The 23,258-nt window shown below is 33.6% G+C and carries 25 protein-coding genes and 1 tRNA gene; 12 read left to right on the plus strand and 14 right to left on the minus strand.

Annotated features, from left to right (window positions below; all coding sequences use genetic code 11):
• Positions 1-24 precede the first annotated feature (24 nt).
• Positions 25-657: a response regulator transcription factor gene (locus BN863_RS00915; RefSeq protein WP_038526326.1), complete on the minus strand. Its 633-nt coding sequence runs from the start codon at positions 655-657 to the stop codon at positions 25-27.
• A 43-nt stretch (positions 658-700) separates the two neighbouring features.
• On the minus strand, positions 701-1,153 hold the full coding sequence (locus tag BN863_RS00920; protein ID WP_038526329.1) for a retropepsin-like aspartic protease family protein: 453 nt from the start codon (positions 1,151-1,153) through the stop codon (positions 701-703).
• 53 nt (positions 1,154-1,206) lie between these two features.
• Here BN863_RS00920 and BN863_RS00925 point away from each other — a divergent pair, with 53 nt between their 5' ends.
• The 8 genes from BN863_RS00925 (at position 1,207) to BN863_RS00960 (ending at position 6,459) form a co-directional block, all read left to right on the plus strand.
• Positions 1,207-1,974, plus strand: a complete 768-nt coding sequence (locus tag BN863_RS00925; protein ID WP_038526332.1) for a TatD family hydrolase — start codon at positions 1,207-1,209, stop codon at positions 1,972-1,974.
• 8 nt (positions 1,975-1,982) lie between these two features.
• Positions 1,983-3,014 (plus strand): asparaginase, encoded by a 1,032-nt coding sequence (locus BN863_RS00930; RefSeq protein ID WP_038526335.1) that lies wholly within the window; start codon positions 1,983-1,985, stop codon positions 3,012-3,014.
• Positions 3,015-3,087: 73 nt separating this feature from the next.
• Positions 3,088-3,175 (plus strand) — tRNA-Ser (locus BN863_RS00935).
• An 88-nt stretch (positions 3,176-3,263) separates the two neighbouring features.
• The gene (locus BN863_RS00940) at positions 3,264-4,037 is read left to right on the plus strand and encodes a MotA/TolQ/ExbB proton channel family protein (protein WP_038526338.1); all 774 of its coding nucleotides are present in this window, start codon (positions 3,264-3,266) and stop codon (positions 4,035-4,037) included.
• A 90-nt stretch (positions 4,038-4,127) separates the two neighbouring features.
• The gene (locus BN863_RS00945) at positions 4,128-4,475 is read left to right on the plus strand and encodes a hypothetical protein (protein WP_242404059.1); all 348 of its coding nucleotides are present in this window, start codon (positions 4,128-4,130) and stop codon (positions 4,473-4,475) included.
• A gap of 6 nt (positions 4,476-4,481) precedes the next feature.
• Positions 4,482-5,120 (plus strand): ExbD/TolR family protein, encoded by a 639-nt coding sequence (locus tag BN863_RS00950; protein WP_038526344.1) that lies wholly within the window; start codon positions 4,482-4,484, stop codon positions 5,118-5,120.
• Positions 5,121-5,136: 16 nt separating this feature from the next.
• Positions 5,137-5,622 (plus strand): ExbD/TolR family protein, encoded by a 486-nt coding sequence (locus BN863_RS00955; RefSeq protein ID WP_038526347.1) that lies wholly within the window; start codon positions 5,137-5,139, stop codon positions 5,620-5,622.
• Positions 5,623-5,727: 105 nt separating this feature from the next.
• Positions 5,728-6,459 (plus strand): porin family protein, encoded by a 732-nt coding sequence (locus BN863_RS00960; protein ID WP_038526349.1) that lies wholly within the window; start codon positions 5,728-5,730, stop codon positions 6,457-6,459.
• Here BN863_RS00960 and BN863_RS00965 read toward each other — a convergent pair.
• The 11 genes from BN863_RS00965 to rplM all read right to left on the minus strand — a co-directional run bounded on the left by BN863_RS00965 (position 6,454) and on the right by rplM (position 18,382).
• A complete protein-coding gene (locus BN863_RS00965; protein WP_038526351.1) occupies positions 6,454-7,050 on the minus strand; it encodes a hypothetical protein in 597 nt (198 codons plus the stop codon). The two genes, BN863_RS00960 and BN863_RS00965, sit on opposite strands and share 6 nt — an antisense overlap.
• Positions 7,051-7,117: 67 nt before the next feature.
• Entirely contained in the window at positions 7,118-8,581 is a 1,464-nt protein-coding gene (gene rpoN, locus BN863_RS00970; RefSeq protein ID WP_038526354.1) for an RNA polymerase factor sigma-54, read from the minus strand.
• An 88-nt stretch (positions 8,582-8,669) separates the two neighbouring features.
• Positions 8,670-10,103 carry an asparagine--tRNA ligase gene (gene asnS / locus BN863_RS00975; RefSeq protein WP_038526357.1) on the minus strand — a complete coding sequence of 478 codons (1,434 nt, stop codon included), beginning with the start codon at positions 10,101-10,103 and terminating at the stop codon, positions 8,670-8,672.
• A gap of 49 nt (positions 10,104-10,152) precedes the next feature.
• Positions 10,153-12,564, minus strand: a complete 2,412-nt coding sequence (locus BN863_RS00980; protein WP_038526360.1) for an efflux RND transporter permease subunit — start codon at positions 12,562-12,564, stop codon at positions 10,153-10,155.
• Positions 12,565-12,623: 59 nt separating this feature from the next.
• Complete coding sequence (locus tag BN863_RS00985) at positions 12,624-13,871, minus strand: hypothetical protein (protein ID WP_242404060.1); 1,248 nt, start codon at positions 13,869-13,871, stop codon at positions 12,624-12,626.
• Positions 13,872-14,012: 141 nt separating this feature from the next.
• Positions 14,013-14,570, minus strand: a complete 558-nt coding sequence (frr, locus tag BN863_RS00990) for a ribosome recycling factor (protein WP_038526365.1) — start codon at positions 14,568-14,570, stop codon at positions 14,013-14,015.
• A gap of 41 nt (positions 14,571-14,611) precedes the next feature.
• Positions 14,612-15,319, minus strand: a complete 708-nt coding sequence (gene pyrH / locus BN863_RS00995) for a UMP kinase (protein ID WP_038526367.1) — start codon at positions 15,317-15,319, stop codon at positions 14,612-14,614.
• A gap of 178 nt (positions 15,320-15,497) precedes the next feature.
• Positions 15,498-16,463 (minus strand): translation elongation factor Ts, encoded by a 966-nt coding sequence (tsf, locus tag BN863_RS01000; RefSeq protein WP_038526369.1) that lies wholly within the window; start codon positions 16,461-16,463, stop codon positions 15,498-15,500.
• A 100-nt stretch (positions 16,464-16,563) separates the two neighbouring features.
• On the minus strand, positions 16,564-17,337 hold the full coding sequence (gene rpsB / locus BN863_RS01005; RefSeq protein WP_038526372.1) for a 30S ribosomal protein S2: 774 nt from the start codon (positions 17,335-17,337) through the stop codon (positions 16,564-16,566).
• 203 nt (positions 17,338-17,540) lie between these two features.
• Positions 17,541-17,927: a 30S ribosomal protein S9 gene (gene rpsI, locus BN863_RS01010; RefSeq protein WP_038526375.1), complete on the minus strand. Its 387-nt coding sequence runs from the start codon at positions 17,925-17,927 to the stop codon at positions 17,541-17,543.
• A complete protein-coding gene (rplM, locus tag BN863_RS01015; RefSeq protein WP_038526377.1) occupies positions 17,927-18,382 on the minus strand; it encodes a 50S ribosomal protein L13 in 456 nt (151 codons plus the stop codon). Before rplM ends, rpsI begins: the two co-directional genes overlap by 1 nt.
• A gap of 373 nt (positions 18,383-18,755) precedes the next feature.
• Here rplM and BN863_RS01020 point away from each other — a divergent pair, with 373 nt between their 5' ends.
• The gene (locus BN863_RS01020) at positions 18,756-19,088 is read left to right on the plus strand and encodes a DUF2853 family protein (RefSeq protein WP_038526380.1); all 333 of its coding nucleotides are present in this window, start codon (positions 18,756-18,758) and stop codon (positions 19,086-19,088) included.
• An 81-nt stretch (positions 19,089-19,169) separates the two neighbouring features.
• Here the strand turns inward: BN863_RS01020 and BN863_RS01025 are convergent, their stop codons facing one another.
• Entirely contained in the window at positions 19,170-20,108 is a 939-nt protein-coding gene (locus BN863_RS01025) for an NAD(P)-dependent oxidoreductase (RefSeq protein ID WP_038526382.1), read from the minus strand.
• A 327-nt stretch (positions 20,109-20,435) separates the two neighbouring features.
• On the opposite strand from BN863_RS01025, the gene BN863_RS01030 reads away from it, so the two are divergent.
• The 3 genes from BN863_RS01030 (at position 20,436) to BN863_RS01040 (ending at position 23,230) form a co-directional block, all read left to right on the plus strand.
• Positions 20,436-21,503 (plus strand): methyltransferase, encoded by a 1,068-nt coding sequence (locus BN863_RS01030; protein WP_038526385.1) that lies wholly within the window; start codon positions 20,436-20,438, stop codon positions 21,501-21,503.
• Positions 21,504-21,729: 226 nt separating this feature from the next.
• Positions 21,730-22,290 (plus strand): type 1 glutamine amidotransferase domain-containing protein, encoded by a 561-nt coding sequence (locus BN863_RS01035; protein ID WP_038526388.1) that lies wholly within the window; start codon positions 21,730-21,732, stop codon positions 22,288-22,290.
• A gap of 139 nt (positions 22,291-22,429) precedes the next feature.
• The gene (locus BN863_RS01040) at positions 22,430-23,230 is read left to right on the plus strand and encodes a tryptophan-rich sensory protein (RefSeq protein ID WP_038532980.1); all 801 of its coding nucleotides are present in this window, start codon (positions 22,430-22,432) and stop codon (positions 23,228-23,230) included.
• The last annotated feature ends 28 nt before the right edge of the window (positions 23,231-23,258 follow it).

A 23,258-nucleotide genomic window follows, 5' to 3' on the forward strand; every position in this document is an offset into this window, starting at 1 on the left:
AAAAATACGTGGTTATACGTATTTTTATAAAATGTCTTTATTATTGGTCGCCCAGATAAACAAAGCATTATGTTTTCCTTGTAGTTTTAATTTGTTAACAATGTTGCTTCGGTGCTTGTCTATAGTGCGATAAGAGACATTTAGTATTTCCGAAATTTCTATACTTGTCTTGTTTTGAGAGATAAGTTTTATAATTTTTATTTCTGTTTTTGTTAGCTTATTTAAAGCTTTTAAATCTGTTTCTGTATCCGATTTTTCTAAATTAGGAACAATGTCCTGACTAAAATAAGGTGTATTGTTTCTTACGCTTTCAATACAATTTTCAATTTCTTCTACCGCAAATTCTTTTAAGATGTAGCCGTAAATATTTAATTCTTTAGCTTGTTCGTAGACATCTTGACACTTATCAAAAGTGATTAAAATTATTTTTGTTGAAATCTCATTTTTTTTACAATCGTGGGCAATCTCTAAACCTGTTCTATGTGGCATTCTTATATCTAAAATGGCAATTTCAGGCTTAAGTTTAACAATTAAGTTATATGCTGCTTGGCCGTCTGAAGCTTTTCCAACAATATTATAGTCTATAGAAGTTAGATAATTCGACATACCGGTAAGCATTAATGGGTGGTCGTCTGCTATAACTATTGAAGATTTCATGCTTAGAGAGTATAAATTAAGAGATTTTAAAGATACAAAAATCTTATTTTACTATATCCTTCTTCAAATAAAGATACTTCCGGTCGTAATCTATAATGCCTTTTCCTTTTTTAAGAATATCTGCACCTATAATTCCGTCTACGGGTTTAGAATTATGATTAATTAGAGCAGTATTAACATGAACCATATTAAAGAGAATTAGAGATAATTTATCTTTTTCCCATTTCCCAATTTTTATAATATTCTTTTTAGATAATTGAGTCACCATATCGGTAGCTCCAGCTCCAGCAGCCTTGATTTTAGAATCCTTGACTTTTAAATTAAAACGTTCTATAGCTTCAAAACCAACACAAGAACTAGAAGCACCAGTGTCTAAAATAAACACTCCTTTTTTGCCATTAATTGTTGCTTTTATTTCAAAATGATTCGTTTTAGTTAGTTTTAGTTTAATTTTTACGTAATCTCTACCTAATAAAAATTCTTGGAGTGTAGTCATCTAAAAAAATAATTTAAGCAAAGATAGTAATGTAAAACCATTAATTTTGCAGAATGATTATTACAGACACACACACACATTTGTATAGCGAAGCCTTTGATGAAGATAGACACGATATGATACATCGCGCCATCAATGCAGGAATCACTCGGTTTTTTATTCCCGCTATAGATTCTACGTATACAGAACGTATGCTTCAGTTAAAGCAAGATTTTCCTGAACACACTTTTTTAATGTCAGGTTTGCATCCAACACATGTAAAAGATAACTACAAAGAAGAACTTAGGCATGTAGAAGATGTACTTAGTCAGCATAAATATTATGCTATAGGCGAGATTGGAATCGATTTGTATTGGGATAAATCGACGTTAGGGATTCAGCAAGATGCTTTCAGAAAACAAATTCAACTAGCAAAAACACATAAATTACCTATCGTTATTCATTGTAGAGAGGCGTTCGATGAGGTTTTCGAAATTTTAGAAGAAGAGAAAAGTGATGATTTATTCGGAATTTTTCATTGCTTCACAGGAAATTTAGAACACGCCCAATTAGCTATTTCTTATAATATGAAACTTGGAATTGGAGGCGTAGTGACATTTAAAAATGGTAAAATCGATAAATTTTTAGAAGAAATAGACTTAAAACATATTGTTTTAGAGACCGATTCACCTTATTTAGCACCAACACCACATCGTGGAAAACGAAACGAAAGTTTCTATATTTTAAGAGTAATAGAAAAACTAGCTGAAATTTATCAGATTTCAGAAGAAGAGATTGCAACTGTTACCACTCAAAATTCTAAAGCCATTTTTGGTGTTTAAAGCATATTATGACGAAATCTAGACCAAACATTTTACTTATATACACGGGAGGAACCATTGGTATGGTTAAAGATTTTGAAACAGGAGCCTTAAGAGCCTTCGATTTTAAAAATTTGTTAGATCGGATTCCAGAATTAAAGCAGTTGGATTGCGATATTGAAACCTTTTCGTTTGCAGAACCTATAGATTCTAGTAACATGAACCCGAAATATTGGGTAGAAATTGCTGAAATTATAGAGTCTAATTACGATGCTTTCGACGGTTTTGTAGTACTACATGGAAGCGATACAATGAGTTATACTGCATCAGCTTTAAGTTTTATGTTAGAACATTTAGCAAAACCAGTAGTTTTTACAGGATCTCAATTACCAATCGGGGATTTGCGCACAGATGCCAAAGAAAATTTAATTACCTCTATTCATGTGGCGTCTTTACAACGTTATAATAAGCCCGTAATAAAGGAGGTTACCTTATATTTTGAATATAAATTATACCGAGCAAATCGTACAACTAAAATAAATGCCGAACATTTTGAAGCTTTTGCCTCTTTAAATTACCCCGATTTAGTTACCTCTGGTGTGCATTTAAAAGTGAATCACGATTATTTATTTAAGCCAAATCTTAAAAAAAGTTTTAAAGTTCATAAAGTTTTAGACGTCAATATTGCCTTAATAAAGCTTTTTCCAGGTATTTCTGAAGGCGTTTTACAAAGTATTTTTAACACTCCTGGGCTAAAAGGAGTGGTTTTGGAAACATATGGCGCAGGAAATTGCACCACCGAACAGTGGTTTTTTGATATTTTAAAAGCTGCAATTTCAAAAGGAATTCACATTGTAAATATTACTCAATGTTCGGGTGGAAGTGTGCTTATGGGGCAATATCAAACTAGTGAACAGCTAAAGAAAATGGGTGTTATTTCTGGAAAAGACATCACATCGGAGGCTGCAATATGTAAATTGATGTATTTACTTGGACAGAATGTTTCTGCTAAAGTATTCAAAACCATCTATGAAACATCTTTAAGAGGAGAAATGGCTTAAAATTAACTGATAAAACTTTCCTGTCTAAAAGATTTTTTGTTATTTGCCATACGTTAATTAAAATACAAATTATAGAGAGGTGGCCGAGTGGTCGAAGGCGCACGCCTGGAAAGTGTGTATACGCCAAAAGCGTATCGAGGGTTCGAATCCCTTCCTCTCTGCAGATAAATCTGATAGCATTTTTTGTTTTTTAATTACAATTTTTTTATATCTTTAACACTTTAACTAATAAAATTAAGATCAAGAACAATGAAAAGATTATTTTCTATCCTAGCCATTACACTTATGGTGGCATTCGGAACTGTTAATGCAACTACAACTAGCGCTGCTGCTGTAGCAACTACCGTAGTTTCTTCAATTCAAGATGATGCAGCCGCAACTGCAACTGAAGATTTAGGTTTTCACCAAGAATTAAAAAAACGTTTCATCGAAGGTGGAGCAGGATTCATGGGAATCGTACTATTATGTTTAATTCTAGGTTTAGCAATCGCTATTGAGAGAATTATCTTTTTAAATTTATCTTCAACAAACACTAAAAAATTAACTCAAAAAGTAGAAGACGCATTACAATCAGGTGGTGTTGAAGCTGCTAAGGAAGTTTGTAGAAATACAAAAGGACCTGTTGCTTCTATATTCTACCAAGGATTGGACAGAACTGACGAAGGTTTAGAAGCTGCTGAAAAAGCGGTTGTTGCTTACGGAGGTGTTCAAATGGGTCAATTAGAGAAAAACGTATCTTGGATATCATTATTTATCGCCTTAGCTCCGATGTTAGGATTCATGGGAACGGTAATTGGTATGATTGCTGCCTTCGATAAAATTGAAGCAGCTGGAGATATGCAACCATCACTTGTAGCAGGGGGTATTAAAGTAGCCTTATTAACAACTGTATTCGGTTTAATTGTTGCGATTATTCTTCAAATCTTTTACAATTACATTATTGCTAAAATTGATAGTATCGTTAACGATATGGAAGATGCTTCAATTACACTAATGGACTTGTTAATCAGACACAAGAAGTAATAATCTAAAACACATTAAACGATGAGTTTACATAAAATAATAACAATACTTGTTGGTATACTATCAGTGATAGGAATAATTTTCGGTTTGATGATTATTTCTGGAAGTGAGACTATGATAGACAACATGCTTTTTGTTACTTATGCAGTTCTTGCCCTAATAATAGCTTTAGTTCTAATATTTGTGGTAAAAGGATTGTTTGAAGGTGACATTAAAAAAACCTTAATATCTGTAGGAGCGTTTGTAGCGATTTTATTTATTGCTTATGCAATGTCTTCAGGAACAGATTTAGATTTAACACCATTTAATAATAAAGGGATGGACGTTACAGAAGCAACATCTAAGTATGTTGGAGCTGGATTATATGCCTTTTATTTCTTAGCTGCTATCGCTATATTATCTATGGTGTATGCAAATGTTAAAAAATTAATAAACTAAGTAATTATGGCAAAAAGATCAGCACCAGAAGTTAATGCAGGCTCTATGGCTGACATCGCTTTCTTACTTTTAATATTTTTCTTAGTAACTACAACTATTGAAACCGATTCAGGTTTAAGTAGAAAACTTCCACCTTTGGACGATACAGAACAAGAAGATGTAATCATTAAGGAGAAGAATATTTTCCAATTAACAGTAAACAAAAATAACGACTTATTATTGGCTACTGGAGGAGAGGAAAAAGTTATTGAAATTAAAGATTTGCGTACAGCTGCCGTTAACTTTCTAGATAATGGTGGAGGAGTTGGAAAAGATGCTTGTAAAAATTGTCAAGGAAGTAAAAACCCTAGTTCATCAGACAATTTTGATAAAGCGATTATCTCTTTGCAAAATGATAGAGCAACAAAATATGATGTGTACATTGCTGTACAGAATGAAATATTAGCTGCTTATAATCAATTAAGAAATAGAGAGTTTAAAAAAGCTTATCCTAATCTTGATATGAATTTTGTTGAAGCAGATAGAAAATATTCTGACCCAAGAACGTCATCTTCAGAAAAGGAAAGCTTAAAAGAAAAGTTAGAGAGCATTAAAATAATGGTTCCTCAAAAGTTTTCTGAAGCAGAGCCAAAAAAGTCTAATTAGATAAACACAAAAATTTATGTCTAAATTTAAAAAGAAAAAAGGAGGAGATTTACCTGCAATATCTACCGCATCATTACCAGATATTGTATTTATGTTATTATTCTTCTTTATGGTGGCTACTGTAATGAGACAAAATACTCTAATGATTGAAAATAAATTACCTGCTGCAGATCAAGTTGAAAAGCTTGATAAAAAAGATTTGGTAATGTATATCTATGCAGGGAAACCTAGCGAGAGATTTCAAAGTCAATTTGGTACAGAGTCTAGAATTCAATTAAATGATAAATTCGCGGATGTTTCTGAAATTGCATCATTTATTGCATCAGAAAGAGCATCTAAACGTGAAGAATTAGTACCATTTTTAACAACTGCTTTAAAAGTAGATAGTAAAGCCAATATGGGATTAGTATCAGACATAAAGCAAGAGTTACGTAAAGTAAATGCGCTAAAAATAAATTATACAACTAGAAAGGGTGATGCACTATCTGGTTTAAATAACTAAATTACTCTTAATTTTATATTATTTAAAGGTGTTTTGATTTATCAAAACACCTTTTTTTGTATTTCATTCTCAATAGTTTTATATTAAATTTAGCTAGCTCGTATTATGAAAAATTATTCTATACTTATTTTAATATTATCCCTTTGGATTCCTAATTTCAGTTTTTCTCAGGCCGAAATTAAGAACGATTTGAATTTGCCTGACCAAGCTATAGATTCATTATACAAAGAGGACCAATTCTATGTAGGTATTAATTATAATATATTAGTAAATAGGCCCTCAGGTGTTAGCCAATCGGGATTCTCTATTGGTGTTCAAGGTGGGTTTATAAAGGATATGCCGTTAAATAAGCAACGTAATATTGCTATTGGTATTGGTATAGGGTATTCTTATAATTCGTACAATCAGAATCTTGGAATTATTAAAGACGATAGTGGTAACACCAATTATTTTGTGCTCGACGATACGTTTGAATATGACTATTCTAAAAATAATTTTTATCAGCATGTGGTAGAGTTGCCAATAGAATTTAGATGGCGAACTTCTACACCTGAGAGTTATCGATTTTGGCGTGTTTATACCGGTTTTAAATTAGGTTATGCATTTTCTGATATTTGTAATTTTCAAGGTGAACCAGGTAAGTTACGATATACAAATATTGATGGCTTCAATGATTTACAATATGGCTTAACGTTGAGTGTGGGGTATAATACTTGGAATTTTTATGTCTATTATGCTTTAAATCCTATTTTTAAAGATGATGTAAAAACCTATATTAAACAGGAACACATAGATATGAGTGTTATTAAATTGGGATTGATATTTTATTTATTATAACCAGTATGGAATAAGCATAAGTTGGGGTAGAATACCAATAGCACTCCCAATTATTAATTCTACAGCGGTATGTGCTTTTAAACTTAATCTAGACGTTGCTATAGCTCCCATTAAAAAGATGACTAATGCTATACTCCCTAGTATATTTATGCTAAAATGAATGCTAAGCGCAATAAAAAACATAAAGATACCCGAAATAGCCATCATGTGTATACTTACTTTAAAATTAAGCATATTGAGTATTACGCAAGTTAAAACTGTACCTAGCATACCTACGAAAAAATAATACAATTCAATAAAATCGAAAGGGGTTAATACCCGTTTTATTATAATTAGAATTATGGTAGCAAACACTAATAATGGTGTGATTCGCTCTTTCGTTGTCCTCAATTCTATAGATTCTATTTTACCAATAGTTTTAAGAAGTAAGTTAACTAACAGTGGAAGTAATATAGTCAGTATGATAATTGATACTAACTTACTTTGTATAACGTGCAGAGGTATAAATCGTGGTGATTTAGAAAAGTAAAATAGCACTCCTACTAATGGCATGAATAGCGGATGGAAAATATAGGAAATGCTTTTTTGCATATTGATATTTACATTGAGTAACGAATTAAAATATGTAAGTGATAGGTAATTTAAGTAAAATTATAACCTAAATTTTCTTTCGTAATCGAGCAACAGGTACGTCTAACTGTTCTCTATATTTTGCCACTGTTCTTCTAGCAATAGGATACCCTTTTTCTTTAAGTATGCCAGCTAGGTTTTCATCGGTTAGCGGTTTTCGTTTATCCTCTTCGTCGATAACAGTTCCTAATATCATTTTAATTTCACGAGTAGAAACGTCTTCCCCTTGGTCGTTTTTCATAGATTCAGAGAAGAATTCCTTGATTAACTTTGTCCCGTAAGGTGTATCTACATATTTACTATTTGCAACTCTAGAAACGGTTGAAACGTCCATATTAATCTCGTCGGCAATATCTTTTAATATCATCGGTTTAAGATTACGCTCATCTCCAGTGAGGAAATATTCTTTTTGATAGTGCATAATTGCACTCATGGTTACAAACAAGGTTTGTTGGCGCTGCTTAATAGCTTCAATAAACCATTTAGCGGCATCTAGTTTTTGTTTTATAAAGGATACTGCATCTTTTTGCGACTTAGACTTTTCGGTAGTGTCCTTGTAGCCTTTAAGCATGTCGTTATATTCTCTAGATACATGAAGCTCTGGTGCATTTCTTCCGTTTAGCGTTAATTCTAACTCACCATCTGTAATACGAATTGCAAAATCTGGCACAACATGTTCTACAATACGATTATTTCCAGAATATGATCCACCTGGTTTCGGATTTAAACGTTCAATTTCTTCGATAGCGTCTTTAAGTTGATCTTCACTCACATCAAATTTTTGCATTAATTTTTTATAATGCTTTTTTGTGAATTGATCAAAGGCATCGTCTATAATCTGACAGGCTAGAACAATATCTGCAAATTTTTCTTTTCTATGTAATTGAATACTTAAACACTCTTGAAGGTCTCTTGCTCCAACACCTGCAGGATCTAATTGATGTACAATATTAAACACTTTATTAATGGTCTCTTCTGATGTATACACGTTTTGTGTAAATGCTAAATCGTCCATAATGTCTGGTGTCGATCGGCGTATGTATCCGCTTTCATCTACACTACCAACTAAAAATTCAGCAATATCGCGCTCTTCATCAGTTAAACGGAAGGTGTTTAATTGAGAAATTAAGTGTTGTGTAAACGAGGTTCCTGCAGCATAAGGCATGGTTTTTTCTTCTTCGTCTCCACTATAATTATTAGATTGAGTTCTGTAATCTGGAATTTCGTCATCACTTAAATATTCATCAACATTAATGTCTTCCGAATTTATAGTTTCCGAGTCTTCATTAAACTCATCATTACTGTTATCAAAATCATCATCAAATTCACTTATAGGTTCTTCTTTCCCGCTATCTAACGCTGGATTTTCTTCTAATTCTTGCTTCAAGCGTTGCTCAAAAGCTTGCGTCGGCAACTGTATCAATTTCATTAATTGAATTTGTTGCGGCGATAACTTCTGCGATAGTTTAAATTGTAAATTTTGCTTTAGCATAAAATGTAATGGCGATTAAACATAAAAATAAAAAAAACAATCTACATACAAGGCGTACGTAGATTGTTTTTATGAGTAATTTATGAGATTAAAATTCTGCGTTCTGCGGTGTTCTTGGGAACGGTATTACATCACGAATGTTTGTCATTCCTGTTGCAAACATAACTAGACGTTCAAATCCTAGACCAAAACCAGAGTGTACTGCAGTACCATATTTTCTTAAGTCAAGGTACCACCAAAGTTCTTCTTCATCTAATCCTAATACAGCCATTTTTTGTTTTAATACATCTAAACGTTCTTCACGTTGTGCACCTCCAACAATTTCTCCAATTCCAGGGAATAAGATATCCATGGCACGAACCGTTTTACCGTCTTCGTTTAAACGCATATAGAACGCTTTAATGTTTGCTGGATAATCGAATAAGATTACAGGACATTTAAAGTGTTTTTCTACTAGGAAACGTTCGTGTTCACTCTGTAAATCTGCACCCCATTCGTCAATGATATATTTAAATTTCTTCTTTTTGTTTGGTTTACTATTGCGTAAAATATCAATTGCTTCTGTATAACTTACACGTTTAAAATTATTGTCGACTACGAAACGTAATTTTTCTAATAAAGTTAATTCATTACGTTCTGCTTGTGGTTTTTTCTTATCCTCGTCTTGTAAGCGTTGATCCAAAAACTCTAAATCTTCAGCATTATTTTCTAAGATATATGTAATCACAGATTTCATAAAATCTTCAGCTAAATCCATGTTACCGGCAAGGTCCATAAACGCAACTTCAGGTTCAATCATCCAGAATTCAGACAGGTGTCTAGAGGTGTTAGAGTTTTCTGCTCTAAATGTAGGTCCAAAGGTATATACTTTACCTAAAGACATGGCATAGGTTTCTGCTTCTAATTGACCAGATACTGTAAGGTTTGTTTCTTTTCCGAAGAAATCTTCAGAATAATCCACATTTCCATCTTCAGTAAGTGGCGGATTTTTAGCATCTAGATTAGTTACTCTAAACATTTCACCTGCGCCTTCTGCATCACTACCAGTAATAATTGGCGTGTGTACGTAATGGAATCCATTGTCGTTAAAATACTTATGAATGGCAAAAGATAAAGCCGAACGTAAACGCATTACAGCACTAAATGTATTGGTTCTTGTACGTAAATGTGCATTCTCTCTTAAAAATTCGAAGGAGTGTTTTTTAGGCTGAATTGGGTAAGTTTCCGGATCTGAATCTCCTAAAATTTCAATAGATGAAACTTTAATTTCTACCGACTGACCTTTACCTTGACTTTCAGCTAATTCTCCTTTTATATGAACTGCAGCACCTGTGGTGATACGCTTTAAGATGTCTTCATCCGTATTTTCGAAATCGACAACACATTGAATGTTTTGTAATGAAGACCCATCATTTAAGGCAATAAATCGGTTCGCTCTAAACGTTCTTACCCAACCTTTAACTTCTACCTCATGTAGAGAAGCGTCTTGTTTTAATAATTCTGAAATTGTAATTGGTTTCATTTTAAATAATTTTACACCTGCAAATATAATTCTTTATGCACAGTCTATTTTAATTGTTGATATTGTTTTCGTCTTCTTCATCGTCACTTTCTTCAGGGATGATGTTTATCGCTGGTTCTCTTAATACGGTTTTATTAGCAATATTACGTTCTAACGATAATAGTAGTGATGGTAATAGCAATAAGTTAGATAACATCGCAAATAGAAGGGTTACAGATACTAAACCTCCTAAGGCTACGGTGCCTCCAAAACTAGAAATCATAAAGACCGAAAATCCGAAGAATAAAACGGTCGATGTATAAAACATACTCACTCCAGTTTCGCGTAACGCTCCATAAACCGAGCGCTTAATTTTCCAGTTACTAGCTTGTAATTCTTGACGATATTTTGCCAAAAAGTGAATGGTATCGTCTACAGAAATACCAAAGGCAATACTAAAAACTAAAATGGTCGATGGCTTTAAAGGTACACCTAAATACCCCATTAAACCAGCAGTTACTAGTAAAGGTAATAAGTTTGGAAGTAATGAGATTATTATCATTTTAAACGACCTAAACATATACGCCATAAATAAGGAAATAAGTATAATGGCTAACGATAACGAAATGGCTAAATTTTTAACCAAATACGTTGTTCCTTTTTGGAATACTAATGCTTTACCCGTCATGGTGACTTTGTAACGGTCTTCTGGAAATAATTTATTTATTTTAGTTTGTAGCTCGTCTTCTATGTCTTCCATTTTATCTGTACCAATATCTTTCATAAAGGTGGTAATACGGGCATAACGTCCTGTACTGTCTACAAAACTGTTAAGCATTTTTGTATCGTTAGAAGAATTTTTAGCATACGACAAGATAAAACTACTTTCCTGCGACGTAGGTAATTGGTAGTATTTTGGATTCCCGTTATAATACGCTTGTTTAGAGTATTTCACTAAACTCACTACAGAAAGTGGTCTAGATAATTCTGGGATATCTATAATTGATTCTTCTAATTGATCTATTTTTTTAAGCGTACTTAGTTTCATAACACCTTTTTTACGTTGGGTGTCAATCATTAATTCTAGAGGCATAATCCCATCAAACTCTTGTTCAAAAAACTCAATATCTCTAAAGAACGACGTTTTCTGAGGCATATCTTCTAATAAACTACCAGAAATTTTTATCTGATAAATTCCAATAATACTCACAATTAATAGAATAATCGATGTAATGTAAATCGTGATGCGTCTGTGTCTTACCATACGCTCCATCCAACCTACAAAAGAATTAATCCAACGTCTATTTAAATGTTCTAAATGACGTTCTTTAGGGTAAGGTAAAAAGGAATATAAAATCGGGATAATTAGCAGACATAAAATAAATATAGAAACTATACTTAACGAGGCCACAATACCAAACTCCTTCAATAATGTACTTTCTGTTAGAATGAAAGTAGCAAATCCGGAAGCTGTGGTGAAATTGGTCATTAACGTAGCGTTACCAACTTTGGTAATAACGCGTTGTAACGATTTTATTTTATTTCCGTGAGACTTAACTTCTTGCTGATATTTATTGATTAAGAAGATACAGTTCGGGATACCAATAACAATTATTAGTGGTGGAATGATGGCTGTTAAAACGGTAATTTCATATTCAAAGAAGCCAAGAATACCCATAGTCCACATTACACCAACAGATACCACTATAAGCGATATGAACGTAGCTCTAAAGGATCTAAAGAAGAAAAAGAATATGAGTGAAGTTACCAGTAAAGCGGCACCTACAAAAAGACCCATTTCATCTACAATATTTTGAGAGCTTAATGTTCTTACATAAGGCATTCCCGAAATACGAACATCTATATTCGTTTCTTTCTCGAACGTTTTAATTCTAGGAATAAGTACATCCATCACAAAGTCTTTTCGTGCAGATGTATTTACTATACTTTTATCCATAGAGATTATGGTACGAATCGTCTTGGTCTCTCTATTGAAAAGGAAATTATCGTAAAACGGATATTTTGTAAATAATTCTTTTTGTAAGGTGTTTAATTGCTTAGTGCTCGATAAGGAATCTTTAATAAAAGGCTCTAAAGTGAATTTTTTAAGGCTATCGTTTTTTATTAATTTTTGTAAATCTTTAATAGAGATTACAGCTTCAATTTCTTCAGACGATTTAAACGATTCGGCTAGAGCATTCCAAGCGTTAAGTTTTTCCACCGTAAAAAAGGTACTGTCCTTAACCCCTAAGACAATCATGTTTCCTTCTTCACCAAAAATATCTAGAAAGGCGTTATAGGTTTGGTTTACCTCATGGTGGTCGGGCAGTAAATTAGCCTCGGTAAATGTAAATCGTATATTTTTCCATTGCGTGCTAAAAAGGACAGTCACAAAAACAATTGCAATTAACATAGCAATCCTATTTCGTAATATAAGTCTAGCTAGACCTTCCCAAAAGCCGTTAGTAAATTGTTTAATCATAAGTCTATTAAAGAACCGCAAATGTAGAAAAAAGCAATGTATTACTTAGGTCTAAAGTATTATAATGTCACGTTAAATGTAAATTTCAAGGCGATATTATCTTCAATTTCCGGTAAATGATACGCACCATAGCGATAGGTTAAACTTAGACCGAAACCAAAAACTAACTGATTTAACTCGAATCCAGATTCTAAGTACCCTTTATCTAAAGTATTAAAGGTTAAACCTTGATGCTGTTCGGGGTTCCTCATGTCTCCAATTGCAAAGCGCGATAATAAGACCAATTGCGGTTTAGAAAATGTAGAATGGTAAAAAGGTTTAAAGAAGTGTTTAAATTGAAAGATGGAAAACATATCCGAAAAAAACTCATTGAAGTACATGGTTTCAAAACTATTCAATCCCGCAACAGAGAACCGCTGCATAATGGTTGCTTTATTAATGTTATTGGGGTAGGCGTGATACAGATGTGTTAGTGGCGCATCTCCAATAGCAATACCTGTAGCAAAATCGAGTTCGGTATGCGATTCTTTATTGTGAATAAAATGATACGTCGCTTTAAAGTCTACCTTTTGAAAATTAAAATCACCATCTAATGCGCCGTTAATACTTTGGGTGTATTGAAACGTAAGTTTTGGAAAACTGTTTTTCGTTTTTTTGGGCCCTGATGGTGTTGGTTTATAAATATCGAACGGACTCCATAACAACGACGTTTTTACAACTGCAAGATCGTAGTTGGAATATGCTCCCTGATCTGTTACAAACGTATAATCGAATTCTGGTGTAATTGCACTAGAAAAAAACTGAGTTTCTGTATTGAGTTTAGGACTAAAATCGTGTTGAAGCGAAATAGACTTCATGATGTGGTGATAGAATAAACTAATGTTTAATAAACGCGGTTCGAAAAATTGAAAAATACGCTTATCGGTTAAATATTTTGTACTTGCTGTTTCTTGTAAATCATCTGTGTAAGACGCATTAATCCAAGTGTTGTGTTTTTGGTTTATAACAAAACCTGCACCAATACTATATTTATATTTGCTGTCTTTAAATCCGTAAACAGTATACCCATTTATTCTGAATTTTTTCGATAATTTATCACTGGTAACACCTCCTAAACCGGTACGAATACCTTCATACTGATTGAATTTTATAAGGTACCTTAAATCTAGATTAAAATATTTAAGCGGAATATATCCATTTCCGATGTTGTGAATTAAATCGGCTTTACGTTTTGCTTTTATGCTGTCTTTTGCCTGATTAATTTCCGTGTCTATAACTTGAGCTCTACTAATAAAAATAGAGAGCAAGAATAAGAGACTTAGGCAGTATTTTAGCATATTGGGGCGAGTCGTAAATTAAGATGACTCAAAGTTAAGACAATAATTGAAATAACGTATAATTTGAAGTAAGTGTATAAAAAAAGCGACTCGAAAGTCGCTTTAATTTTTTTAAACGGTCATGATTTCCTTTTCTTTAACAGCAAGGGTCTCATCTATTTTTTTAACGTAGATATCTGTTAGTTTTTGAATTTCTCCTTCAGTGTCTTTTTTAACATCTTCAGAGACATCGTCTAGTTTTTTAATATCGTTATTGGCGTCTTTTCTAGCGTTTCTAACACCAATTTTACCATCTTCAGCTTCAGCTTTTGCTTGTTTGGCTAAATCGCGTCTGCGTTCTTCTGTTAAAGGTGGTACATTTATAATAATAGTATCACCATTATTCATAGGATTAAACCCTAAGTTGGCAATCATTATTGCTTTTTCAATTTCGTGAAGCATGTTTTTTTCCCATGGCTGAACGCTTATTGTTCTTCCATCTGGTGTGTTTACATTCGCGACTTGACTTAAAGGTGTTTGCGACCCGTAATAGTCTACCATTACACTACCAAGCATTGCTGGACTTGCTTTACCCGCTCTAATATTTACAAATTGTTTTTCAAGATGTCTAAGAGCAGCATCCATAGCTTCTTTTGTAGAATCTATAATAAATTGAATATCTTCATTCATGGTTTTAAAACTTTACTGTGATATAACTTAAAAAAATCAAATTAAACGTTTACTTCTGTTCCAATGTTTTCTCCCGATACGACGCGTAATAAGTTACCTTTCTTATTCATATCAAACACAACAATTGGTAGTCTGTTTTCTTGGCTAAGTGTGAATGCTGTAGTATCCATTACTTTTAATCCTTTCTTTAAAACATCGTCGAAAGAAATGGTGTCAAATTTAACGGCGCTACTGTCTTTTTCTGGATCTGCAGTGTAAATACCATCTACACGAGTGCCTTTTAAAATAACATCAGCTTCAATTTCTATAGCTCTAAGTACAGCAGCAGAATCTGTAGTAAAATACGGATTTCCTGTACCTCCACCAAAAATAACGACACGTCCTTTCTCTAAATGACGCATGGCTTTTCTACGGATAAAAGGTTCTGCAACCTCATTAATTTTAATTGCTGTTTGTAAGCGTGTAGGGATATCGGCATCTTCTAGAGCACTTTGTAAAGCTAACCCATTAATAACCGTTGCAAGCATACCCATATGGTCACCTTGAACGCGATCCATTCCATTACTTGCTCCCGAAACACCTCTAAAAATATTTCCTCCTCCAATTACAATTGCGACTTCAATACCAGCATCTGTAATGGTTTTAATGTCTTTAGCATATTCGGCTAAACGTATAGGGTCTATACCGTATTGACGTTCGCCCATTAAAGCTTCGCCTGATAATTTTAAAAGGATGCGTTTAAATTTCATAGTCTGTTTTATAGAAGTTGTGCAAAATTACATAAATTTTTTAAAATGTATGCTTAAAATTTACTTTCGTAAACCTATCGGTTTTACTTGAGTTGGATTCAAAAAAAAAGGTCATTAGCTCTAAATAGAGTAATGACCTTTAATAGTATATACCGATAAAAATATCAGTGATTTTATGTTATCCTAAAGCAACACGTGTAAATCCTGTTACAGATACACCGTCGAAAGATTCTACATATTTAGCAACAGTAACTTTTTCGTCTTTAATAAACTTTTGGTCTAATAGACATTGTTCTTGATCTAAAGTTGTGTTGTCTGAAATGTAACGCTCCATTTTACCTGGAATAATTTTATCCCAAATTTGTTCTGGCTTACCTTCAGCTTTAAGTTCAGCTTTAGCATTTTCTTCAGCAGCAGCTAATACTTCTGGAGTTAATTGTGCCATAGAAATATATTGAGGTACGTTTTTAAGTGTTTTACCTAAACGTCCTAATTCAATATTGTCTTTTTCAATAACCGCAATTCTAGCTTCAGTTTCTGATGCTACGAAAGCCGGATCAAAATCTTTGTAAGATAATGTGCTAGCACCCATAGAAGCAACTTGCATTGCTAAATCTTTAGCTAAAACATCTCCATTGTCTACAACAGCAGAAAGACCTACTAAAGCAGCAATTTTGTTAATATGTACATAAGAACCTACGTAAGGTGCTTGTAATTTAGAGAAATCTTTAATTTCTAATTTTTCACCAATAACACCAGTTTGTTCAACTAATTTATCAGCAACAGTAAGACCGTCAAAATCTGAAGCTAAAAGCTCTTCTTTTGTGTCTACAGTCATTGCGATATCAGCAATTCTATTAGCTAATGCAACGAAGTTTTCGTTTTTACCAACAAAATCAGTTTCACAACCTAATACAATAGATACACCTTCTGTATTAGCATCGTTAACTTTAGCTACGGCAGCACCTTCACTAGAATCTCTATCTGCTCTGTTTGCAGCAACTTTTTGTCCTTTTTTACGTAAGACATCGATAGCTTTATCGAAATCTCCTTCAGCTTCAACTAACGCTTTTTTACAGTCCATCATTCCTGCACCAGTAGCTTGTCTTAGTTTGTTTACCTCTGCGGCTGTTACTTTTACCATAATTTCTAAGTAATATGAGTTAAAAAAAGTCGTTCAATTATTTTTCTGTAAAGAAAAGAACTAAACGACTTATTTATGTTATGTAATGATTATTTGTAGTTTATTCCTCTTCTTCTGTAGATGTTGCTTTCGCTTTAGCAGCAGAAGGTTTTTCAGCTTTCGCTGAATCTTTAGAGTCTTTATCAGCTTTACGCTCAGCTAAACCATCTGCAATAGCACCAGTTACGTGAGTTAAAACTTTATCGATAGATTTAGAAGCATCGTCGTTTGCAGGGATAACGAAATCAACTTGACGAGGGTCAGAGTTAGTATCTACCATTGCAAAGATTGGAATGTTTAATTTTTGAGCTTCTTTAATCGCGATATGCTCACGCTTAATGTCTACTACAAATAAAGCTCCTGGTAAACGAGTCATGTCGCTAATAGAACCTAAGTTTTTCTCTAACTTAGCTCTTAAACGATCTACTTGTAAACGTTCTTTTTTAGAAAGTGTCATGAATGTACCATCTTTCTTCATTCTATCAATAGAAGCCATTTTCTTAACAGCTTTTCTAATAGTTACAAAGTTAGTTAACATTCCACCAGGCCATCTTTCAGTAATGTAAGGCATGTTAATTGCCCCAGCTTTTTCTGATACGATGTCTTTAGCTTGTTTTTTTGTCGCAACAAAAAGGATTTTACGTCCTGAAGCAGCAATCTTGCTTAAAGCTTCACCAGCTTCATCAATTTTAGCTGCAGTTTTATATAAATTGATAATATGGATACCGTTACGTTCCATATATACGTAAGGAGCCATGTTTGGATCCCACTTACGAGTCAAGTGACCGAAATGTACACCTGCTTCAAGTAATTCTTTTACTTCTACTTTTGCCATTTTGTAATAGTTTACGTTCTGTTGAATTAGCAATGTTCCATTAGGCTTTAAGCGCTATGCTTTGGGCTGTTGGCTGCATTTAGATGCTAAACTAAATCCTGTTTTTCAACTAGGACAACAATAACTTATTTTTAAATTTTAAAAAATTCAACCAGATTGAGAGTGCTAAGAAGCGATTCCCAATCGAGTTGAGGATGATAATATTAACGTTTCGAGAATTGAAACTTCTTACGAGCTTTCTTCTGACCGAATTTCTTACGTTCAACCATTCTTGGGTCTCTAGTTAATAAACCTTCTGGCTTAAGAATTAATCTGTTTTCTGCATCGATTTCGCACATAACACGAGAAATAGCTAAACGGATTGCTTCTGCTTGTCCAGTAATACCACCTCCATATACATTTACTGTAATATCAAAGTTGCCATCATTGTTAGTCATGGTTAAAGGTTGGTTTACTTTATACTGCAAAGTTGCAGTAGTAAAATAATCCGCCACGTCTTTTTTGTTCACTGTAATCTTACCCTCACCCGGGGCAACATATACACGAGCAACAGCCGTCTTTCTACGGCCAATTTTGTGAATTACTTCCATTATTTGAATTCGTTTAAGTTTATTGTTTTTGGTTTTTGAGCTTCATGAGCATGAGCTGTACCAGAAACAACTGTTAGATTACGGAATAAAGCGGCACCTAATATGTTTTTAGGTAACATTCCTTTTACTGATTTTTCTACTAACCTTGCTGGATCTTTTCCAAACAATTCTGTAGCAGTTAAACTTCTTTGACCACCTGGATAACCTGTGTGACGAATGTACGTTTTGTCATTCCACTTGTTTCCTGTTAAGTTGACTTTTTCTGCATTGATAACTATTACGTTATCACCGCAATCAACGTGTGGTGTGAAATTAGGTTTGTGTTTACCTCTAATAAGTTTTGCAACTTTAGAAGCTAAACGACCTAAACTTTGACCTTCAGCATCAACTAAAACCCACTCTTTATTAACAGTAGCTTTGTTGGCTGAAATCGTTTTGTAGCTTAATGTATCCACACTAATTAATTTTATTTATTAAACATTCCTCTCTTAAAAAGAGTTTGCAAATTTACGATAATCTATTTGATTACCAAATAGTATGACGCTATTTTTTGATTTTTAATAATTTAGCTCCGTATTAATGCTTATTAAAACAGTTTCAGTAATTTAACTATTCATGTCCTTCTTGTTTTATTTATTAGATGTTCTATACGCATTCATGAAAATTCTATAAGACGTGCTTTAAGTTTCCGATTTTTAATTTTTGGTATCAATTTTTTGTAAAAAAGTAAGAATTACCAATATTAATTTTCAGCTAAAGCATAGCACTTTTGTAAATTATTTTCTAACTTACTACCTTAAAATTATCAAATCAATAAAAATTTATATTATGAGTGATGTACAATCAAAATTAGCTCAACTTAAAGCTACTGCTGAAAAACAATTAACGGACTGTGGAGTAAGTAATATAGACCATGAAAAATTAGATGGCTATGTAAATAGTTTAAAAACGATGGTAGATAATAAAGATGCAGTTTTGGTTTCTGGATTGGATGCTTCTGAATTGGAAACTGTAAGACGTAATTTTGTAGAAAAAAAATTAGGCGTAACAGATAAAGACAAAGCTATGGCTGCCATTACAAGCGTTGTAGATAAAATGTCTGGTATTAAAATGAAAAACAGACCCGCATTTTATTATTTAGTATCTGAAGCTTTAAGTTAATATATAGATTTTAATTATTAATACAGAAAAGCGGTTACCTAATTAGGTAACCGCTTTTTATATATTCTATTTATAATAGTCTTAATTCATGTCTGAACAGGTTAAGGCATATTCTTCTTTAAGAAAATGTTCAATATTATGAATTACTTTTTCGCTTAAACGGTCGAAAGCTTGTTTGGTTCTTCCAACAGATATATTTACACAGTTTACATGTGGGTGTTCGAAAAGCGCTTTGTCTCCTAAAGCACCAAGCGTGTCGCAATACACACGATTGTCTTCATTTAACCAAACGTTAAAAGGTTGCTCGTCCCATGCAGGCGATAGCCCAGTGTTAAATAATATTTTATGATTACCAAATGCTTTAAATTCGGCGTCATGCAAAAGGATGGTGTTTTTATTTAGACAGGTGATCACCACTTCGTTTTCAGAAAGTAATTCCTGTAAAGGTAAATAAGTATAACCTTTAGCTTCTGCTTCGGGTTTTCTAGTTCTAGAAAAATAAGAGACATCAGCACCAAAAAAGTGAAGTGCATCTGCAATCATTCCTCCAGATTTTCCTAAACCAACAATTCCTGCTTTTAGACCTGTAATTTCAGAAGGTAAACCGTTCCATGGTGTTCTTTGGCTACCGTTAGGATTTACACCAAAACCGTGTAAGGCACTTACTAGTTCGCTAATTACATATTCTACTACACCTTCGTCTCCGTAATCACGAATACCTGTAACGGTAATGTCTCTCGAGTTGGCATATTCAATATCTACATTAGCACTTTCTGGAGTGTATAACGAGCAACACATGCCTATGTAGGCAATATTGGGGCATTGCGCAATAGCGTCTTTACTAAGTGTAGTTGTATAGCTTAAAAGTACAGCATCTGCATCTCCAATACGTTCTACAATCTCGTTTACAGAAGATGGCATATCTTCGTATAAAATCACGTCTTCAGCTAAAGATTGTAATTTTTTCTCAGCCGATAGAATCAAACTTATGGGTTCTATGGCTACTAGTTTTTTAAACATGTTTATTATTTTTTACAATCTTCAAAGTTATTGTAAATATCTCAATTGCTTTGTTGCAATCTAAACAGATTCTTTTAGTCGGACTTTATGAGGTTTAATTAGAGTATCTTTGTCATCGTATAATTTATCTGTTGATATTAATTGTTTTCATTCGCCTACGTGCAGCGGAGTATATTGGCTTTCACTTAAAGTCTTTGTATTGATTAATCTAAACTCTAGTGGCCAAATTAATGCCTGACTGCTAGTAAGTAACTATGTTATAGTCATTTTAATCTTTCGCTTTGCGTTCTTCATTACTCTGCAATCCGTTTTTATTTAAGTCAAACCATGAGTGCAGATTTACGTGTAAACAAACCCACGCCTTTTTTTTCGGAACAGCCTTTAATAGCTTTTAGCCGAGCTTCAAATGTAGCGCTTACAATTAAGGCTCTAGAAGTGGGTAAGCCTGTATTAATTGCAGCATTCTATAGCGATGGTTTAGATTTGCTTAAAGCATTGCATCAGCATTTAAAAAAGCGTTTTCCCAATGGGACGTTTAAAGAACAGCGTGCGTATCGTTTAGCCTATCAGAAGTTATCTAAGCTGATTTACATAAACATTGTAGACCATAAATTAATCGTGAAAAAAGCACCCGCCATTGGTTGGTTGGCTAAACTATATCCAGAGCAGACATCTTTTTTGCTGCCATTTACTAAAGTGCAAGGTTTAAATAGTGCTTGGCAATGGTATAAAAACGGAATTGACTTGCCGGTGTTGCGCAGTAAAATTCACCCGTATTACGGCGTGTATTTCCCTACGCGATTCGATCATTTAATCCTTTTCGATAATTGGTTGAAACGCTATAACGGACCAAAAAAATCGGCTATAGATGTCGGTATAGGAAGTGGCGTTTTGGCGTTGCAACTCGTGAAATTTGGTTTTCAGAAAGTGTTTGGAACCGATACCAATCCGAATGCTATTGTAGGACTCACAGAATCTATGGAAGATACCAAACTCTCTAGAAAAATAGAATTGGATTTTGCACCGCTCTTTGGTAAATGGGAAAAGCAAACCGAACTCATTGTTTTTAATCCGCCTTGGTTGCCTGCAGCACATGATTTAGATCATATTGATGAAGCCATTTCTTATCCAGAGACATTATTTTCTGAATTCTTTAAGGCCGCAAAGAAACGCTTGTTACCAGAAGGAAAGTTGGTTCTTATATTTTCTAATTTAGCACAACTCACTCAGGTTACAGATACGCATCCTATTGCAGACGAACTAGCGGTGGGCGGACGATTTAAATTAGAGCAATGCCTTAAACGCCCAGTAAAAGCAGCTTCAAGTCAAACTAAGCGCGACCAAAATTGGCGTGCAACCGAAGACGTTGAACTTTGGATATTGGTTCATGCGTAAATAATAATAGTAGTTATTACATGTTAATATATAGAAAAGCGTCATTCCGTTGGGAATGACGTTTTTATTTGCGTTCACTTTATATGTATTCGTGTCAATTGGAATACAAACTGTTTCTGAACTTTGTAATAGATAAAAACGGAAGAATTACATGGTCGAGTCATTATTTATAACTCCCAATAGATAATTCATCTGTAAAGTTTAATGCACATTAAAAATTATTAAAATGAAAGATTTAAAAAATAAGACTGTTGCTATTTTAGCAACCAACGGATTTGAAGAAAGTGAATTAAAATCGCCTAAAGAAGCTTTATTAGAAGCAGGAGCAGAGGTGCACATCGTGTCTCTAGAATCTGGAGAGATTAAAGCTTGGGCCGATGGAGATTGGGGAGATGCTTATAAAGTAGATAAAACATTAGACCAAGTGTCTCAATCAGATTATAACGCGCTAGTACTTCCAGGAGGTGTTATAAACCCGGATTTATTAAGACGAGACACTAAGGCTATAAGCTTTGTGAAGTCGTTTTTTGAAAACCATAAACCAGTAGCTGCTATTTGTCATGCGCCGTGGTTATTGGCAGAAGCCGATGTTTTAAAAGGACGAAAAGTAACATCTTTTCATTCAATAAAAACCGATATTGTTAACGCCGGTGCAGAATGGGTAGATCAAGAAGTTGTGGTAGACCAAGGTTTAGTAACTAGCCGTTCGCCAGAAGATTTACCAGCATTTAATGCTAAGGTTATAGAAGAAATTAAGGAAGGTAAGCACGATATGCAAACTGCTTAAAATACGGTAAACTCGATTTCCCAAAAGGGTTAGATATACTAAAATCTAACCCTTTTTAGTATGTATTAATTAAAACACATAGATAAATACGTTAAATTACAATAGGTTTTTACACATTTAAACCCATAAAATGAATGGTATGAAAAAGCAACTACAAATCGTAAACGGACTTAGTTTTATAGCTATGGTTATTTTGAATTATGTTTCGAATACCGGGATATTAAACAATACAACAATTGGTGAAGTTTCTAAACAATACAATACCTTATTCACGCCCGCAGGTTATGCCTTTTCCATTTGGGGATTAATTTATGTCCTGGTTTTAGGATTTGTAATTTACCAAGGACGAAGTTTGTTTGTAACTGTAAGAGACGACGATTTTGTGGTAAAAACAGGCTGGTGGTTTGTAGTGTCTTGTGTTGCTAACTGCTTATGGATTGTAGCATGGATTTACGAGTATACTTTATTGTCTTCTGTATTTATCTTTTTGCTACTCTTTGCATTGATTCAGATTGTGCTAAAAAATAAAATGGAACTGTTCGATGCTCCAATTTCTGTAATCGCTTTTCTATGGTGGCCTTTTGTGTTTTATAGTGGTTGGATTACGGTAGCGAGTATTGCTAATGTATCCGCGGTGTTAGTAAAATACAATTGGGATGGCTTTGGTTTATCTCCAACATTTTGGGCGGTGAGTTTAATTACTATTGCAACGGCTATAAATTTAATTGTGACTTGGAAACGAAATATGAGAGAATTTGCCTTAGTTGGTGCTTGGGCTTTAGTGGCTATTTACGTAGCGAATAGCGCTGTTAATACTACTGTTGCTTATACAGCACTGGTATCGGCTATACTTTTAGTAGTGAGTAGTAGTGTGCATGGGTATTTAAATAAAGAAACAAGTCCTGCTGTGAAACTTAAGGAGTATTTTGAGGGGCGGTGAGTGTAAACCGAGTTGAATTATAGTAATA

Origin of the sequence: Formosa agariphila KMM 3901, from assembly GCF_000723205.1 — a bacterium.
Lineage (GTDB): Bacteria > Bacteroidota > Bacteroidia > Flavobacteriales > Flavobacteriaceae > Formosa > Formosa agariphila.